The organism is Shigella sp. FC1661, from assembly GCF_001712525.1.
Lineage (GTDB): Bacteria > Pseudomonadota > Gammaproteobacteria > Enterobacterales > Enterobacteriaceae > Escherichia > Escherichia coli.
The window spans coordinates 1-17,308 of record NZ_MDGW01000585.1; the positions used below are offsets into that span (position 1 = coordinate 1).

Sequence of the window (17,308 nt, forward strand, 5' to 3'; positions counted from 1 at the left end):
GCCATTGTTGTCGCCATTTGAACAACAGATTGGCATTAATGCCATTTTCAAGAGCAAGTTTTGAGATGGATATCCCGGGTTCACAGGAGGCAGCAACGAGCTGCTGTTTAAATTCGGGAGGATAATTAGGGCAGCCTTTTCGCCTGCCGGGATTCACATTTTTCTGCATATCTGACACTTTGGTTCCCACTACTTATTTGGTGGACACCACTTTGTCTAATTCGTCAGATTCTGACCAGACGGTTCAGGCTGTACGCTTACGATTATGCTAATGTCATCAATTAAATAAATATAATGGCGTTAAGGCTTCCCAGTAATATAATTAATACTCTACTTCCAGAGTAGAATATTAAATTTTATCCGCGTGGTGCATCAGCACAAATTTATCCCACAACTGTTCTTCTGTCTCGACATGCGCCGGATCTTTCACAATAGTATTGGGGATCGGGCACACCTTCTGGCAGGTTGGTGTCTCGTAGTGCCCTACGCATTCGGTACACTTATCGCTGTTAATCTCGTAGATATGATCTCCCATTGAAATCGCCTCATTCGGGCATTCGGGTTCACACATATCACAATTGATGCATTTTTTAGTGATTAACAACGCCATAAGGAAACTCTCAAAACAACACAAACCGGGCGGGCATTATACGCGCATTCTTTACTCAGACCAGTTTTTTCACCAGCGCTTCACTATGACGAATACGTTCTGGTGCCAGTTCCAGATCCTGCTGAATCAGCGCAATGAACAGCAAATCCGTTAACATTCCCTGAGCGTGACAAGCAGAGATTGAAGCACTGTTTGTCGCTTGTTCTTCGGCAATGGTATACAGGCAATGAGAAGCACGCTGTTGCAGGGCATTCGGAGTAAAGCCGGTAATCGCCAGCACTTTTCCGCCCACTCGCAGCATCTCATCTGCCGCCAGGTTTAACTCGCGTCGTACACCGGTGTAGGAAATGGCTAATAACAGATCGTCAGGGGACGACGCCTGTACTGTTGCGAGTAGCGCATGCATATCGCGCACTGCGGCAGCATTGAAGCCAATCTTCATCAGCTTCCAGGCAAAGTTTTGCGCCACCAGACCCGAAGCGCCAATACCGGTCAGAATTATCCGCCGCGCAGAGCGCAACATTGTTACGCATTCATGCAGTTTCTCTTCACTATTAACGTTTAGCGTTGCGTACATAGCGGCAGTATTTTCTTTAATCAGTTTTTCGCCGACCAGCCGTAACGGATCATCACCGCGGATTTGGTTATGAATGGGCACGGAGGGCGATTCCGGCTGGCTTGCCAGCGCTTCACTCAACGCCAACTTAAGCGCCGGAAAACCTTTATAGCCGAGTTTTTGCGCGAACTTCACGACGCTGGACTGACTGACTCCGGCTTCGTTGGCCAGTTGCTGAGAGCTTAAATGGCGCGCCGTATCAGGTTGTAGCAGCAGATAATCCGCCAGTTTTTTATCACTCTGGGCAAGCCCCTGGTAACGCTGACGGATACGAAGTAAGCCGTTCATATCTTTCCTCGCGATGAAATAGTGGCGACAACAGGCAATATGAGACACACGCGAGTGAATTTTATATTCCATTGCCGCTAATTGCCATGAATTAAAAATTCCAGTTAGCCATGATGCGGTCGATTGTTGCCGGAAAAGTGATGATCTATCTGTTAGGCTATGTAGTAGCGAAAATTAATCAGGATGTTTCAGTCCAGAGGAGTATGGTTTGGCAACTCACGAGCGTCGTGTGGTGTTTTTTGACTTAGATGGAACATTGCATCAGCAGGATATGTTCGGCAGTTTTCTGCGCTATTTACTACGTCGCCAACCGCTGAATGCGTTACTTGTCCTGCCGTTGTTACCGATTATAGCCATTGCGTTATTGATAAAAGGTCGTGCGGCACGCTGGCCGATGAGTCTGCTTCTGTGGGGGTGCACTTTTGGTCACAGCGAAGCACGTTTACAGACGTTGCAGGCCGATTTCGTGCGCTGGTTTCGCGACAATGTTACCGCCTTTCCGCTGGTTCAGGAGCGATTAACCACCTACCTGTTAAGTTCCGATGCTGATATCTGGTTGATTACCGGCTCTCCGCAGCCGCTGGTTGAAGCGGTTTATTTCGATACGCCCTGGCTGCCGCGGGTTAATCTTATCGCCAGCCAAATTCAGCGTGGCTATGGTGGTTGGGTATTGACGATGCGTTGTCTGGGACATGAAAAGGTCGCACAACTGGAGCGCAAAATCGGCACTCCGCTGCGGCTGTACAGTGGCTATAGCGACAGTAATCAGGACAATCCGCTGCTTTATTTCTGTCAGCATCGTTGGCGAGTAACCCCGCGCGGTGAACTCCAGCAACTGGAATAGAGTAAAGCATAGCGTCCGTGTATAATGCGCCGCGCTTTTATAACCGGAGTTTTCTTTTTGTCTGAAGTCGAATTTAGCCACGAATACTGGATGCGTCACGCGCTGACGCTGGCGAAACGTGCCTGGGATGAGCGGGAAGTGCCGGTCGGCGCGGTATTAGTGCATAACAATCGGGTAATCGGCGAAGGCTGGAACCGCCCGATTGGTCGCCATGATCCCACCGCACATGCAGAAATCATGGCCCTGCGGCAGGGTGGTCTGGTGATGCAAAATTATCGTCTGATCGACGCCACGTTGTATGTCACGCTTGAACCATGTGTAATGTGTGCCGGAGCGATGATCCACAGTCGCATTGGTCGCGTGGTCTTTGGTGCGCGTGACGCGAAAACTGGCGCTGCGGGATCTTTAATGGATGTGCTGCATCATCCGGGTATGAATCACCGAGTGGAAATTACGGAAGGAATACTGGCGGATGAGTGCGCGGCGTTGCTCAGTGACTTCTTTCGCATGCGCCGCCAGGAAATTAAAGCGCAGAAAAAAGCGCAATCCTCGACGGATTAATTTTGTTTCTCTTCACTCCCTTTCCTGGAAAACAGCAGAGAGGGAGAATGGGTCAAATAGTTTGATGACGACTGGGAAAGAAACGAGAGAAAAGGAAATTTCTCTTTGCCCAACTCCGTAGCCGATACCGCCGGATAATCCTGCGCCAGTTGCATCGCCGCTTCTGTAGCCTGCTTCTCTTTCTCTTGCAGATAACCCACCAGGCTAATTTGATACTTACGAATATTTTCGACATAAGCGTAGGCTTCATGTCCACGAGCGTAGCCGTAAGTCAGCTTGCTGTAATAGGGTTTCTGGCTAAGTAAAGGCAGACGCTGTTTTACGTCAGCCCAACTGTCAGGATTCCCTTTGGTTTTTGCCGTCAGGGCGCGGGCATCCAGCATATGCGCATAGCCCATATTGTACGCAGCGAGGGCAAACCAGATCCGCTCGTTCTCCGGCACACTTTCCGGCACTTTACTCATCATATCCTGCAAATAACGCACGCCACCGCTGATGCTCTGTTCGGCATCGGTACGATCCGTAATGCCGAGGCTTTGCGCGGTATTTTTGGTTAACATCATCATGCCGCGCACACCCGTCGGTGAAGTGGCCTGTGCATCCCAGTGCGATTCCTGATAAGCAATAGCGGCCAGCAAACGCCAGTCAATTTCTTCGGCGTATTTCTCAAACAGGGGCTTTAACTGCGGCAGTACCGCATCGACGGCGCGTAAAAATGTGCGCGTATCGACGTAATCAAAATCATCGCCATGCCCCAGGTATTTCTCTTCAATGCGTGCCAGCGTACCGTCTTCATTCATTTCGTTGAAGAAGTCGAGCAGGGCGGCGGAAAGGGTATTATCGCCATCTAACGGGCTAAACCAAGTCACCGGTTGTTCATCGGTGATATCGAGCGCTACGGCGAGCTCCGGGTGAACGCGCTGAAACAGGCTGATGGCGACAGAATCAGCAATGGTGTAATCGAGTTTTCCTTCGATGACATCTTCCATTAATTCCGCAGAGCCTTTTTTGTCGTCTACCTTCCAGCTTAATTCCGGGAATTTTGTTTCTTTCAGGGTCTGGAGATCGTTAACCACCACATGACCCGGTGCAACGGTGAGTTGCTCCGCCGTCAGGTTGCACAGCGTACGTGGGCGATACTGACCCACTTTATAAACCAGTTGTTGTGACACGGAATAATAGGTAGGGCCAGGCTGATAATTTTTTACCCGCTCACTGTTATAGACCAGTCCTGCCGCCAGCAGGTCGGCGTTACCATTATCAAGGTCGTCAAACAGCTGGCTGATATTCTGCCGCACGGTCACTTTCAGTTTTACGCCGAGGTAATCGGCAAACTGTTTCGCCAGTTCGTAATCCAGGCCAAAAGGTTTCCCGTTGATTTCGTTATAAGTCAGGGGAGTATGAATGGTGCTCACACGCAACTCTCCCCGCGCTTGAATGGCGGCGATACGGTTGTCGGCTTTACCAAACCAGGGAATGGATGGCCAGAGAGCGACCGCGAGCAGCAGTGCCAGAATGCCGATGAACAGATAATTAATCTTTAATTTTTTCAATTAGTTAATTCTCTGTGTCGTGCGCGTCCCAGCTTGAAAAAACGTAATAATAGTGAAAGGTTTACTCATAAATGAGCGGCATTTTGCGTAAACCTGCGCCAGATGGCAACTTATTACAGCCATTGGCGGCACGCGTTGCTAATTCACGATGGTGATTTTATTTCCACGCAAACGGTTTCGTCAGCGCATCAGATTCTTTATAATGACGCCCGTTTCCCCCCTTGGGTACACCGAAAGCTTAGAAGACGAGAGACTTATGATGGAAATTCTGCGTGGTTCGCCTGCACTGTCGGCATTCCGAATCAACAAACTGCTGGCACGTTTTCAGGCTGCCAGGCTCCCGGTTCACAATATTTACGCCGAGTATGTCCATTTTGCTGACCTCAATGCGCCGTTAAACGATGATGAGCACGCACAACTTGAACGCCTGCTGAAATATGGTCCGGCACTCGCCAGCCACGCCCCGCAAGGCAAACTCCTGCTGGTGACCCCGCGTCCTGGCACCATCTCTCCCTGGTCTTCGAAAGCGACCGATATTGCCCATAACTGCGGGCTACAACAGGTAAACCGCCTTGAGCGCGGCGTTGCTTACTATATAGAAGCCGGTACGCTGACCAATGAACAATGGCAGCAGGTTACCGCTGAACTGCACGACCGCATGATGGAAACTGTCTTTTTTGATTTAGATGATGCAGAGCAGTTGTTTGCCCACCATCAACCGACTCCGGTCACAAGCGTTGATTTGCTGGGGCAGGGCCGTCAGGCGCTGATCGACGCTAACCTGCGTCTTGGCCTGGCTCTGGCGGAAGATGAAATTGACTATCTGCAGGATGCTTTCACAAAGCTTGGTCGTAACCCGAACGACATCGAGCTGTATATGTTCGCTCAGGCGAACTCTGAGCACTGCCGCCACAAAATTTTTAACGCCGACTGGATTATCGACGGTGAACAACAGCCGAAATCGCTGTTCAGGATGATCAAAAATACTTTCGAAACCACGCCAGATCACGTTCTCTCTGCTTATAAAGATAACGCCGCCGTAATGGAAGGTTCTGAAGTGGGCCGCTACTTTGCTGACCACGAAACGGGCCGCTATGATTTCCATCAGGAACCGGCGCATATTCTGATGAAAGTCGAAACTCACAACCACCCGACGGCGATTTCTCCGTGGCCGGGCGCGGCGACCGGTTCCGGCGGTGAAATCCGCGATGAAGGTGCCACCGGGCGCGGCGCGAAGCGAAAGCGGGTTTGGTTGGTTTCTCCGTTTCCAACCTGCGAATTCTTGGCTTCGAACAGCCGTGGGAAGAAGATTTCGGTAAGCCTGAGCGCATTGTCACCGCGCTGGACATCATGACCGAAGGCCCGCTGGGCGGTGCGGCGTTTAACAACGAATTTGGTCGTCCGGCACTGAACGGCTACTTCCGTACTTATGAAGAAAAAGTGAACAGCCACAACGGCGAAGAGCTGCGCGGTTATCACAAACCGATCATGCTGGCGGGCGGGATCGGCAACATTCGCGCCGATCACGTACAAAAAGGCGAGATCAACGTTGGCGCGAAGCTGGTCGTTCTCGGCGGCCCGGCAATGAACATCGGTCTTGGCGGCGGCGCGGCGTCTTCCATGGCGTCTGGTCAGTCTGATGCCGACCTCGACTTTGCTTCCGTACAGCGCGACAACCCGGAGATGGAGCGTCGCTGCCAGGAAGTGATTGACCGTTGCTGGCAGCTTGGTGATGCCAACCCAATACTGTTTATCCACGACGTTGGCGCAGGCGGTCTTTCTAACGCTATGCCGGAACTGGTGAGCGACGGCGGGCGTGGCGGTAAATTTGAACTGCGCGACATTCTGAGCGACGAGCCAGGCATGAGCCCGCTGGAAATCTGGTGTAACGAATCCCAGGAACGCTACGTGCTGGCGGTTGCTGCCGATCAATTACCGCTGTTTGACGAACTGTGTAAGCGTGAGCGCGCACCCTACGCGGTGATTGGTGAAGCGACCGAAGAACTGCATCTTTCTCTACACGATCGTCATTTTGATAATCAGCCGATCGATCTGCCGCTGGACGTCCTACTTGGTAAAACGCCGAAGATGACCCGCGATGTACAAACGCTGAAAGCGAAGGGCGATGCGCTGGTCCGTGAAGGGATCACCATTGCAGACGCGGTGAAACGCATACTGCATCTGCCGACCGTGGCGGAGAAAACTTTCCTGGTGACCATCGGTGACCGCAGCGTAACTGGCATGGTAGCGCGCGATCAGATGGTGGGTCCGTGGCAGGTGCCGGTCGCTAACTGCGCGGTCACTACCGCCAGCCTCGACAGCTACTACGGTGAAGCGATGGCGATTGGCGAGCGTGCGCCGGTTGCGCTGCTGGATTTCGCCGCCTCTGCCCGTCTGGCGGTCGGTGAAGCGTTAACCAATATTGCCGCAACACAGATTGGCGATATCAAACGCATTAAACTTTCCGCCAACTGGATGGCGGCGGCAGGCCACCCTGGTGAAGATGCGGGCCTGTATGAAGCCGTTAAAGCCGTGGGCGAAGAGCTTTGTCCGGCGCTGGGCCTGACGATCCCGGTGGGTAAAGACTCTATGTCGATGAAAACCCGCTGGCAGGAAGGTAACGAAGAGCGCGAAATGACGTCGCCGCTGTCGCTGGTGATTTCTGCATTTGCCCGCGTGGAAGATGTGCGTCACACCATCACGCCACAGCTTTCTACCGAAGATAACGCACTATTGCTGATTGATTTGGGCAAAGGCAATAACGCGCTGGGCGCAACGGCGCTGGCGCAGGTTTATCGTCAGCTTGGCGACAAACCGGCAGATGTACGCGACGTCGCGCAACTGAAAGGCTTCTATGACGCGATTCAGGCGCTGGTTGCACAGCGTAAGCTGCTCGCATACCACGACCGCTCTGATGGCGGCCTGCTGGTAACGCTGGCGGAAATGGCCTTTGCTGGTCATTGCGGCATTAACGCGGATATTGCCTCTCTGGGCGACGATCGCCTGGCGGCGTTGTTTAACGAAGAACTGGGTGCGGTGATTCAGGTTCGTGCCGCTGACCGTGAAGCGGTCGAGTCCGTACTGGCACAGCATGGGCTTGCTGATTGTGTCCATTATGTAGGGCAGGCGGTTTCCGGTGACCGTTTTGTGATTACCGCCAACGGGCAGACTGTATTCAGCGAAAGCCGCACCACGTTGCGTGTCTGGTGGGCAGAAACTACCTGGCAGATGCAGCGCCTGCGTGACAACCCGGAGTGTGCCGATCAGGAGCATCAGGCGAAATCTAACGACGCCGATCCGGGCCTGAATGTAAAACTGTCGTTCGATATCAACGAAGATGTGGCAGCACCGTATATTGCCACTGGCGCACGTCCGAAAGTTGCCGTACTGCGTGAGCAGGGCGTGAACTCGCATGTTGAAATGGCGGCAGCTTTCCACCGTGCAGGCTTTGATGCTATCGACGTGCATATGAGTGACCTGCTGACCGGACGCACGGGCCTGGAAGATTTCCACGCCCTGGTCGCGTGCGGTGGTTTCTCCTACGGTGATGTGCTGGGTGCCGGTGAAGGTTGGGCGAAGTCAATCCTGTTCAATGACCGTGTACGCGATGAGTTTGCAACCTTCTTCCACCGTCCGCAAACGCTGGCGCTGGGGGTATGTAACGGTTGCCAGATGATGTCTAACCTGCGCGAACTGATCCCAGGTAGTGAGTTGTGGCCACGTTTTGTGCGCAATACCTCCGATCGCTTTGAAGCGCGTTTCAGCCTGGTCGAAGTAACCCAAAGCCCGTCTCTGCTGTTGCAGGGGATGGTGGGCTCGCAAATGCCGATTGCTGTCTCTCATGGTGAAGGGCGCGTGGAAGTGCGTGATGCGGCGCATCTGGCGGCACTGGAAAGCAAAGGGCTGGTGGCACTGCGCTATGTCGATAACTTCGGCAAAGTCACTGAAACCTACCCGGCTAACCCGAACGGTTCACCGAACGGTATTACGGCAGTCACGACTGAAAGTGGTCGAGTCACCATTATGATGCCGCACCCGGAACGTGTTTTCCGTACTGTCAGCAACTCCTGGCATCCGGAAAACTGGGGCGAGGATGGCCCATGGATGCGCATTTTCCGCAATGCGCGTAAGCAGTTGGGGTAATTCATCAGTTCATTGGTTTTGCAGCCCGGATGCGGCATTAAGCACCAACCACTATCATAAGCTCCCAACTCCGGGAGCTTTTTTGTGTCTGTAAATCACGACAATGGGTGGTTTACCGTGTCGCCTTCTGGCGACACTTAAGTGATTGATTTTATTGCAATCTAATAAGTTTATCTTAAGTTGTCTCTTTTTAGCGACACAGTGGCTGATTTACATTCAAATAGCGAAGAAGCCATAAATCCCTCAAAGCAACGTATAATCAGTACGTTACCAAACTATTTTCTTTATTGGCACAGTTACTGCATAATAGTAAGCAGTGGCTCATTCACCGACTTATGTCAGCCCCTTCGGGACGTGCTACATAAAATTCGAATGACGCACAACAAGGTGCCTGCCGTCCAACTTCTGATATCAGCGTAGCTATATCAACCATCGGGCGAAACGTCGAGTTAGGCACCGCCTTATTCCATAACAAAGCCGGGTAATTCCCGGCTTTGTTGTATCTGAACTTCCCCTCGGTTAGCATCAGGCTATTCGCGTCTGACGAGAGTAACACCTTGAAACGCTGGCCCGTTTTTCCCCGCTCATTACGACAACTGGTAATGCTGGCATTTTTGCTAATTCTACTACCCCTGTTGGTGCTGGCATGGCAAGCCTGGCAAAGCCTGAATGCGCTTAGCGATCAGGCGGCGCTGGTTAACCGCACTACGCTTATTGATGCCCGGCGTAGTGAAGCGATGACCAACGCGGCGCTGGAGATGGAGCGTAGCTACCGTCAGTATTGCGTGCTGGACGACCCTACGCTTGCGAAGGTTTATCAAAGCCAGCGCAAGCGTTACAGCGAAATGCTCGATGCCCACGCAGGCGTACTGCCAGACGATAAACTTTACCAGGCATTGCGTCAGGATTTGAACAATCTGGCCCAACTTCAGTGTAACAACAGTGGTCCCGATGCTGCCGCCGCCGCGCGTCTTGAAGCCTTTGCCAGTGCCAATACCGAAATGGTGCAGGCCACGCGCACAGTGGTGTTCTCTCGTGGGCAGCAACTTCAGCGTGAAATCGCCGAACGTGGGCAATATTTTGGTTGGCAATCGCTGGTGCTATTTCTGGTGAGTCTGGTGATGGTGCTACTTTTCACGCGGATGATTATCGGGCCGGTGAAAAATATCGAGCGCATGATCAACCGTCTGGGGGAAGGGCGTTCTCTGGGCAATAGCGTTTCGTTCAGTGGACCGAGCGAGTTACGCTCGGTTGGGCAACGTATTCTTTGGTTAAGTGAGCGCCTGTCATGGCTGGAATCCCAACGCCATCAATTTTTAAGACATTTATCTCATGAATTAAAAACGCCACTGGCGAGTATGCGCGAGGGCACTGAATTACTGGCTGACCAGGTTGTCGGGCCGCTTACGCCAGAGCAAAAAGAGGTGGTGAGCATTCTTGATAGCAGCAGCCGCAATTTGCAAAAACTGATCGAACAACTGCTTGATTACAACCGTAAACAGGCGGACAGTGCGGTGGAACTGGAGAATGTTGAATTAGCACCGCTGGTGGAGACAGTGGTTTCTGCTCATAGCCTGCCCGCACGGGCTAAAATGATGCATACCGACGTCGATCTCAAAGCAACAGCTTGCCTGGCGGAGCCAATGCTGCTGATGAGCGTACTGGATAATCTTTACTCCAATGCGGTGCACTACGGGGCTGAATCCGGTAACATTTGCCTTCGCAGCAGTTCACATGGTGCGCGGGTTTATATTGATGTCATCAATACAGGCACGCCCATTCCGCAAGAGGAACGCGCCATGATCTTCGAACCCTTTTTTCAGGGAAGCCACCAGCGAAAAGGGGCGGTGAAGGGCAGCGGTCTGGGATTAAGCATTGCCAGGGATTGTATTCGCCGTATGCAAGGGGAACTGTATCTGGTCGACGAGAGCGGGCAAGACGTTTGTTTCCGCATTGAATTACCGTCGTCGAAAAACACGAAATAATGCTAACAGCCTATCCTATCAGGCTATTTTATTTGTCAGTTCGGCCCCGGGCAGTGCTCGAAATCTTCACGTACGATATGTACGCTCCGGTTTCTCCGCGCTGTCCATGTCCAGACTGTCTGCAACAATTACGCCCACTGGGATAGGCTTTAAGTCTGGTGAATATGCGACACATTTTTCAACGATTATTGCCCCGACGGCTGTGGCTGGCAGGGCTGCCATGTCTGGCATTGCTGGGTTGCGTGCAGAATCACAATAAGCCAGCCATTGATACGCCAGCAGAAGAAAAAATTCCGGTTTATCAACTGGCTGACTATCTTTCTACTGAATGTAGCGACATCTGGGCGCTGCAAGGTAAATCAACCGAAACCAATCCGCTTTACTGGCTGCGGGCGATGGATTGTGCTGATCGTTTAATGCCTGCGCAGTCGCGTCAGCAAGCTCGCCAATATGACGACGGCAGCTGGCAAAATACCTTTAAACAAGGGATTTTGCTCGCCGACGCCAAAATTACGCCGTATGAGCGCCGCCAGCTGGTCGCGCGTATTGAAGCGTTAAGTACCGAGATCCCGGCACAGGTTCGCCCACTGTATCAACTCTGGCGCGACGGTCAGGCGCTGCAACTGCAACTGGCGGAAGAGCGCCAACGTTACAGTAAACTCCAGCAGTCCAGCGACAGCGAGCTGGATACATTGCGCCAGCAACATCACGTTCTACAGCAGCAACTGGAACTCACCACCCGCAAGCTGGAAAACCTGACTGATATTGAACGCCAGCTCTCGACCCGCAAACCGGCTGGAAATTTCTCGCCGGATACGCCGCACGAGAGTGAAAAGCCCGCGCCATCCACCCATGAGGTCACTCCTGATGAGCCATAAACCTGCGCATTTATTATTGGTCGATGACGATCCGGGATTGCTGAAACTGCTTGGCCTGCGCCTGACCAGCGAAGGCTACAGTGTGGTCACGGCGGAAAGTGGCGCTGAAGGATTACGGGTACTGAATCGCGAAAAAGTAGATTTAGTTATCAGCGACCTGCGGATGGATGAAATGGACGGTATGCAGCTATTTGCTGAAATCCAGAAAGTGCAGCCGGGAATGCCAGTAATTATTCTTACTGCGCATGGTTCTATCCCCGATGCCGTTGCTGCAACACAGCAGGGCGTTTTTAGTTTCCTCACCAAGCCTGTCGACAAAGACGCGCTATATCAGGCAATTGACGATGCGCTGGAGCAATCCGCGCCAGCCACCGATGAACGCTGGCGCGAGGCAATTGTCACCCGCAGCCCGCTGATGCTGCGTTTGCTGGAACAGGCGCGGCTGGTGGCGCAATCAGACGTCAGCGTTTTGATTAACGGTCAGAGCGGCACCGGGAAAGAGATTTTCGCCCAGGCTATCCACAACGCCAGCCCGCGCAACAGCAAACCATTTATTGCTATTAACTGTGGCGCATTGCCCGAGCAATTGCTGGAGTCGGAGCTGTTTGGTCATGCGCGTGGCGCGTTTACTGGCGCTGTCAGCAATCGCGAAGGTTTATTCCAGGCGGCGGAAGGCGGAACGCTATTTCTCGATGAAATTGGCGATATGCCTGCGCCGTTACAGGTCAAACTGCTGCGCGTGTTGCAGGAGCGTAAAGTGCGCCCGCTGGGCAGTAACCGCGATATTGATATCAATGTGCGGATTATTTCTGCCACTCACCATGATCTGCCAAAAGCGATGGCGCGCGGGGAATTCCGCGAAGATCTCTATTACCGCCTCAACGTTGTCAGCCTGAAAATTCCGGCTCTGGCAGAGCGCACAGAAGACATTCCGCTTCTGGCAAATCACCTGTTGCGCCAGGCGGCAGAGCGACATAAACCGTTTGTCCGCGCGTTCTCCACTGATGCGATGAAACGCCTGATGACCGCTAGCTGGCCGGGTAATGTGCGCCAGTTGGTCAACGTGATTGAACAGTGCGTGGCGCTGACCTCATCTCCGGTTATTAGCGATGCATTAGTAGAGCAGGCGCTGGAGGGTGAAAACACGGCGCTGCCAACCTTTGTTGAGGCACGTAATCAGTTTGAACTCAACTATTTGCGTAAGCTGCTGCAAATTACCAAAGGCAACGTCACCCACGCGGCGAGAATGGCGGGGCGCAACCGGACAGAATTTTATAAACTGCTTTCCCGACACGAGCTGGATGCAAACGATTTCAAGGAATGAATTGGCGTTATGTGTTACGTTTAGCAGATCAAAAGACAGGCGACCTTTTCAAGGAATAGCATGAAAAAGATTGATGCGATTATAAAACCCTTCAAGCTGGACGATGTCCGCGAAGCACTGGCCGAAGTCGGTATTACCGGCATGACGGTGACCGAAGTGAAAGGCTTTGGTCGCCAGAAAGGCCATACCGAGCTGTACCGCGGCGCGGAGTATATGGTGGATTTTCTGCCGAAAGTGAAAATTGAGATTGTCGTACCGGACGACATTGTCGATACCTGTGTCGATACCATTATTCGCACGGCGCAAACCGGCAAAATCGGTGACGGTAAAATCTTCGTCTTTGACGTGGCACGGGTCATTCGCATCCGTACCGGTGAAGAGGACGACGCGGCAATTTAAACCGCGTCAAGGGTTGCCGGATGTTTCCATCCGGCAACATCAAATTACAGCACCTTATGCGGGCCAAAGCATTCGTAATGAATGTTTTCCTGCTTCACGCCCAGATCCACTAACTGTTTCGCGGTAAACTGCATGAAGCCAACCGGGCCGCAGAGATAGAACTGCATTGTCGGATCGCTGAACGCACCTTCCAGTTTGCTCAAATCCATCAGACCTTCGCTATCAAACTGACCTTTAGCGCGATCGGCTTCGCTCGGCTGACGATACCAGGTGTGCGCGGTAAAGCGCGGCAGTGACTGCCCCAGTTCCTTAACTTCATCGGCAAAGGCGTGAACATCGCCATTTTCTGCCGCATGGAACCAGTTCACTTGTGCTGTGTGGCCTGCTTTTGCCAGCGTGTCGAGCATTGCCAGCATTGGCGTTTGACCAACACCGGAAGAGATTAACGTCACTGGTGTGTCATCTGCGACAGCCATAAAGAAATCACCTGCCGGAGCGACCAGTTTCACGACATCGCCAACATTGGCGTGATTGTGCAACCAGTTGGATACCTGCCCACCCTCTTCGCGTTTCACCGCAATACGATAGCCTTTGCCATCCGGTTTGCGAGTCAAAGAGTACTGACGAATTTCCTGATGCGGGAAACCTTCCGGCTTCAGCCAGACGCCGAGATATTGCCCCGGACGGTATTCTGCCACTGCGCCACCGTCGACCGGCTCCAGTTCGAAGCTGGTGATAAGCGCGCTGCGCGGTGTTTTAGCCACAATGCGGAAATCGCGAGTACCTTCCCAACCACCGGCTTTGCTGGCGTTTTCGTTATAGATTTCCGCCTCGCGATTGATAAATACATTAGCCAGTACACCATAGGCTTTACCCCACGCGTCCAGCACTTCCTGCCCCGGGCTGAACATTTCGTCCAGCGTTGCCAACAGGTGTTCACCGACGATGTTGTACTGTTCCGGTTTGATCTGGAAGCTGGTGTGCTTCTGCGCGATTTTTTCTACCGCTGGCAGCAGCGCAGGCAGGTTTTCAATATTACTGGCGTAGGCGGCAATAGCGTTAAACAGGGCTTCACGTTGATCGCCATTACGCTGGTTACTCATGTTAAAAATTTCTTTGAGTTCTGGGTTATGAGTAAACATACGGTCGTAGAAATGGGCGGTTAACTTTGGCCCCGTTTCCACCAGTAAAGGGATGGTGGCTTTTACTGTAGCGATGGTTTGAGCGTCAAGCATATGGTCTTCCTTTTTTTGCATCTTAATTGATGTATCTCAAATGCATCTTATAAAAAATAGCCCTGCAATGTAAATGGTTCTTTGGTGTTTTTCAGAAAGAATGTGATGAAGTGAAAAATTTGCATCACAAACCTGAAAAGAAATCCGTTTCCGGTTGCAAGCTCTTTATTCTCCAAAGCCTTGCGTAGCCTGAAGGTAATCGTTTGCGTAAATTCCTTTGTCAAGACCTGTTATCGCACAATGATTCGGTTATACTGTTCGCCGTTGTCCAACAGGACCGCCTATAAAGGCCAAAAATTTTATTGTTAGCTGAGTCAGGAGATGCGGATGTTAAAGCGTGAAATGAACATTGCCGATTATGATGCCGAACTGTGGCAGGCTATGGAGCAGGAAAAAGTACGTCAGGAAGAGCACATCGAACTGATCGCCTCCGAAAACTACACCAGCCCGCGCGTAATGCAGGCGCAGGGTTCTCAGCTGACCAACAAATATGCTGAAGGTTATCCGGGCAAACGCTACTACGGCGGTTGCGAGTATGTTGATATCGTTGAACAACTGGCGATCGATCGTGCGAAAGAACTGTTCGGCGCTGACTACGCTAACGTCCAGCCGCACTCCGGCTCCCAGGCTAACTTTGCGGTCTACACCGCGCTGCTGGAACCAGGTGATACCGTTCTGGGTATGAACCTGGCGCATGGCGGTCACCTGACTCACGGTTCTCCGGTTAACTTCTCCGGTAAACTGTACAACATCGTTCCTTACGGTATCGATGCTACCGGTCATATCGACTACGCCGATCTGGAAAAACAAGCCAAAGAACACAAGCCGAAAATGATTATCGGTGGTTTCTCTGCATATTCCGGCGTGGTGGACTGGGCGAAAATGCGTGAAATCGCTGACAGCATCGGTGCTTACCTGTTCGTTGATATGGCGCACGTTGCGGGCCTGGTTGCTGCTGGCGTCTACCCGAACCCGGTTCCTCATGCTCACGTTGTTACTACCACCACTCACAAAACCCTGGCGGGTCCGCGCGGCGGCCTGATCCTGGCGAAAGGTGGTAGCGAAGAGCTGTACAAAAAACTGAACTCTGCCGTTTTCCCTGGTGGTCAGGGCGGTCCGTTGATGCACGTAATCGCCGGTAAAGCGGTTGCTCTGAAAGAAGCGATGGAGCCTGAGTTCAAAACTTACCAGCAGCAGGTCGCGAAAAACGCTAAAGCGATGGTAGAAGTGTTCCTCGAGCGCGGCTACAAAGTGGTTTCCGGCGGCACTGATAACCACCTGTTCCTGGTTGATCTGGTTGATAAAAACCTGACCGGTAAAGAAGCAGACGCCGCTCTGGGACGTGCTAACATCACCGTCAACAAAAACAGCGTACCGAACGATCCGAAGAGCCCGTTTGTGACCTCCGGTATTCGCGTGGGTACTCCGGCAATTACGCGTCGCGGCTTCAAAGAAGCAGAAGCGAAAGAACTGGCTGGCTGGATGTGTGACGTGCTGGACAGCATCAATGATGAAGCCGTTATCGAGCGCATCAAAGGTAAAGTTCTCGACATCTGCGCACGTTACCCGGTTTACGCATAAGCGAAACGGTTAATCTGTTGAAAAAAGGCTTCCTTCGGGAAGCCTTTCTACGTTATCGCGCCATCAAATCTGTCGTAACTGCGCCTCAACATACAAATAGCCAATTCCCAGCACCTGTTGTGCGCGGCTTAATTGCCCGAAGCCAATTTGCGTCGCTTTCACGCTCGGTCCTTCGTCGCGGTCGAACGGGTTAAATCCTGTCTGGCGAATAATAGTATTAAGCCAGTTCTCACCAAAGGCACAACTGCGACCGTACAACCAAATCTGATTAATATTGAGGATGTTGAGGAAGTTATACAGACTCAAACCAATGGCATTGGCAGAGCGATCAACCCAGCTGGTGATCCACGGTTCTCCACTCTGCCAGGCAGCGATTAACTGCGCGGTTGTCAGTTTTTCAGGATCAAGCTGAGTATTAACCGGTTGTGATTTTAGCCATACCCGCGCCTGTTTTTTTAATGCACTTAACGAGGCGACGGTTTCCAGGCAGCCGTAACGTCCACAGTCGCAGACGACGCCATCCGGATTAACGATGGTGTGACCAATTTGTCCGCTACCATACAAACTGCCGCGATAAATTTGCTCGTTAATCACGAACGACGAGCCAATGCCGTAATCAACGTTGATCACGCAGAAATCCCGTTCCTGCGAATTATTTTGCCATTTCTCCGCCAGCGCCAGCATCACGCAGTCATTATCGACCATCACCCGAATGCCCAGCTTCTCTTCCAGCAGATACTTCACCTCAACCGGCGTTGTCCACGGCGCTTGCGGCATGGTTTGCGACACGCCGGTCACCGGATCAACCTGACCGTGGATTGCCAGCGCCAGATTGATGGTGCGGTCCGGCCACAATTTACGGTGGCGATGCCAGCATTTTTCGATTTCGGACAGCAGCGCCTGCGGCGTCGGTGCATCAATCTGTAAATACTCAAATTCACCTTTCGGACTTAAACAAGCATTAGCAACCTGACACTCAATACTGGTGGGCGTCACGTTCAGGCACAGCGTCCAGTCACCTTCCGGCGCAATCAGCCATGTACCGCTACTATGCCCGCGCGTCTGGCTTTCATCGTCAATATTCACCACCCGTTTTTCGCTTTCCAGTTCCTGCAAAATATTACTGACTGCCGGAATCGAAATTTGCGCCAGCCGGGCCAGCGTTGATTTATTGGCGCGCTTTTGGGTGATGCTGCCAACTTACTGATTTAGTGTATGATGGTGTTTTTGAGGTGCTCCAGTGGCTTCTGTTTCTATCAGCTGTCCCTCCTGTTCAGCTACTGACGGGGTG

The 17,308-nt window shown here is 52.2% G+C and carries 14 protein-coding genes and 1 pseudogene; 9 read left to right on the forward strand and 6 right to left on the reverse strand.

Annotated features, from left to right (window positions below):
* From BFF42_RS24090 to BFF42_RS24100, 3 genes are all read right to left on the reverse strand, one after another.
* The coding region (locus BFF42_RS24090) for a transposase (RefSeq protein WP_252717301.1) at positions 1–169 on the reverse strand (169 nt) is incomplete at its 3' end.
* Positions 170–349: 180 nt separating this feature from the next.
* Positions 350–610 carry a 4Fe-4S dicluster ferredoxin YfhL gene (gene yfhL / locus BFF42_RS24095; protein ID WP_001196283.1) on the reverse strand — a complete coding sequence of 87 codons (261 nt, stop codon included), beginning with the start codon at positions 608–610 and terminating at the stop codon, positions 350–352.
* Positions 611–665: 55 nt separating this feature from the next.
* Positions 666–1,514 carry a MurR/RpiR family transcriptional regulator gene (locus BFF42_RS24100; RefSeq protein WP_001013779.1) on the reverse strand — a complete coding sequence of 283 codons (849 nt, stop codon included), beginning with the start codon at positions 1,512–1,514 and terminating at the stop codon, positions 666–668.
* Between the two features lie 208 nt (positions 1,515–1,722).
* On the opposite strand from BFF42_RS24100, the gene yfhb reads away from it, so the two are divergent.
* Together yfhb and tadA are read left to right on the forward strand one after the other, a co-directional pair.
* A complete protein-coding gene (gene yfhb, locus BFF42_RS24105) occupies positions 1,723–2,358 on the forward strand; it encodes a phosphatidylglycerophosphatase C (RefSeq protein ID WP_000190655.1) in 636 nt (211 codons plus the stop codon).
* 57 nt (positions 2,359–2,415) lie between these two features.
* Positions 2,416–2,919, forward strand: coding sequence for a tRNA adenosine(34) deaminase TadA (gene tadA, locus BFF42_RS24110; RefSeq protein WP_001297409.1), 504 nt, complete (start codon positions 2,416–2,418; stop codon positions 2,917–2,919).
* On the opposite strand, the gene mltF is transcribed toward tadA, so the two are convergent.
* Positions 2,916–4,472: a membrane-bound lytic murein transglycosylase MltF gene (gene mltF, locus BFF42_RS24115; RefSeq protein WP_039059496.1), complete on the reverse strand. Its 1,557-nt coding sequence runs from the start codon at positions 4,470–4,472 to the stop codon at positions 2,916–2,918. The two genes, tadA and mltF, sit on opposite strands and share 4 nt — an antisense overlap.
* Before the next feature lie 256 nt (positions 4,473–4,728).
* Between mltF and purL the strand changes: the two are divergent.
* The 5 genes and pseudogenes from purL (at position 4,729) to glnB (ending at position 13,201) form a co-directional block, all read left to right on the forward strand.
* Positions 4,729–8,615, forward strand: a pseudogene (gene purL / locus BFF42_RS24120) (phosphoribosylformylglycinamidine synthase).
* A gap of 557 nt (positions 8,616–9,172) precedes the next feature.
* Positions 9,173–10,600 carry a two component system sensor histidine kinase QseE/GlrK gene (gene qseE, locus BFF42_RS24125; RefSeq protein WP_001298980.1) on the forward strand — a complete coding sequence of 476 codons (1,428 nt, stop codon included), beginning with the start codon at positions 9,173–9,175 and terminating at the stop codon, positions 10,598–10,600.
* 164 nt (positions 10,601–10,764) lie between these two features.
* Positions 10,765–11,478, forward strand: coding sequence for a two-component system QseEF-associated lipoprotein QseG (qseG, locus tag BFF42_RS24130; RefSeq protein ID WP_001215861.1), 714 nt, complete (start codon positions 10,765–10,767; stop codon positions 11,476–11,478).
* On the forward strand, positions 11,468–12,802 hold the full coding sequence (gene glrR / locus BFF42_RS24135) for a two-component system response regulator GlrR (RefSeq protein ID WP_052270399.1): 1,335 nt from the start codon (positions 11,468–11,470) through the stop codon (positions 12,800–12,802). The genes qseG and glrR overlap by 11 nt, the downstream gene beginning before the upstream one ends.
* A 60-nt stretch (positions 12,803–12,862) precedes the next feature.
* Positions 12,863–13,201, forward strand: coding sequence for a nitrogen regulatory protein P-II (glnB, locus tag BFF42_RS24140; RefSeq protein WP_000717694.1), 339 nt, complete (start codon positions 12,863–12,865; stop codon positions 13,199–13,201).
* A gap of 44 nt (positions 13,202–13,245) precedes the next feature.
* Here the strand turns inward: glnB and hmpA are convergent, their stop codons facing one another.
* On the reverse strand, positions 13,246–14,436 hold the full coding sequence (gene hmpA, locus BFF42_RS24145; protein WP_000883127.1) for an NO-inducible flavohemoprotein: 1,191 nt from the start codon (positions 14,434–14,436) through the stop codon (positions 13,246–13,248).
* Between the two features lie 327 nt (positions 14,437–14,763).
* Here hmpA and glyA point away from each other — a divergent pair, with 327 nt between their 5' ends.
* Positions 14,764–16,017: a serine hydroxymethyltransferase gene (gene glyA / locus BFF42_RS24150; RefSeq protein WP_000919159.1), complete on the forward strand. Its 1,254-nt coding sequence runs from the start codon at positions 14,764–14,766 to the stop codon at positions 16,015–16,017.
* 63 nt (positions 16,018–16,080) lie between these two features.
* Here glyA and BFF42_RS24155 read toward each other — a convergent pair whose 3' ends face one another.
* Positions 16,081–17,208 (reverse strand): ROK family protein, encoded by a 1,128-nt coding sequence (locus tag BFF42_RS24155; RefSeq protein ID WP_039059495.1) that lies wholly within the window; start codon positions 17,206–17,208, stop codon positions 16,081–16,083.
* Positions 17,209–17,257: 49 nt separating this feature from the next.
* Here BFF42_RS24155 and BFF42_RS28500 point away from each other — a divergent pair.
* On the forward strand, positions 17,258–17,308 hold a 51-nt coding region (locus BFF42_RS28500; RefSeq protein ID WP_165888145.1), incomplete at its 3' end, for an IS1 family transposase.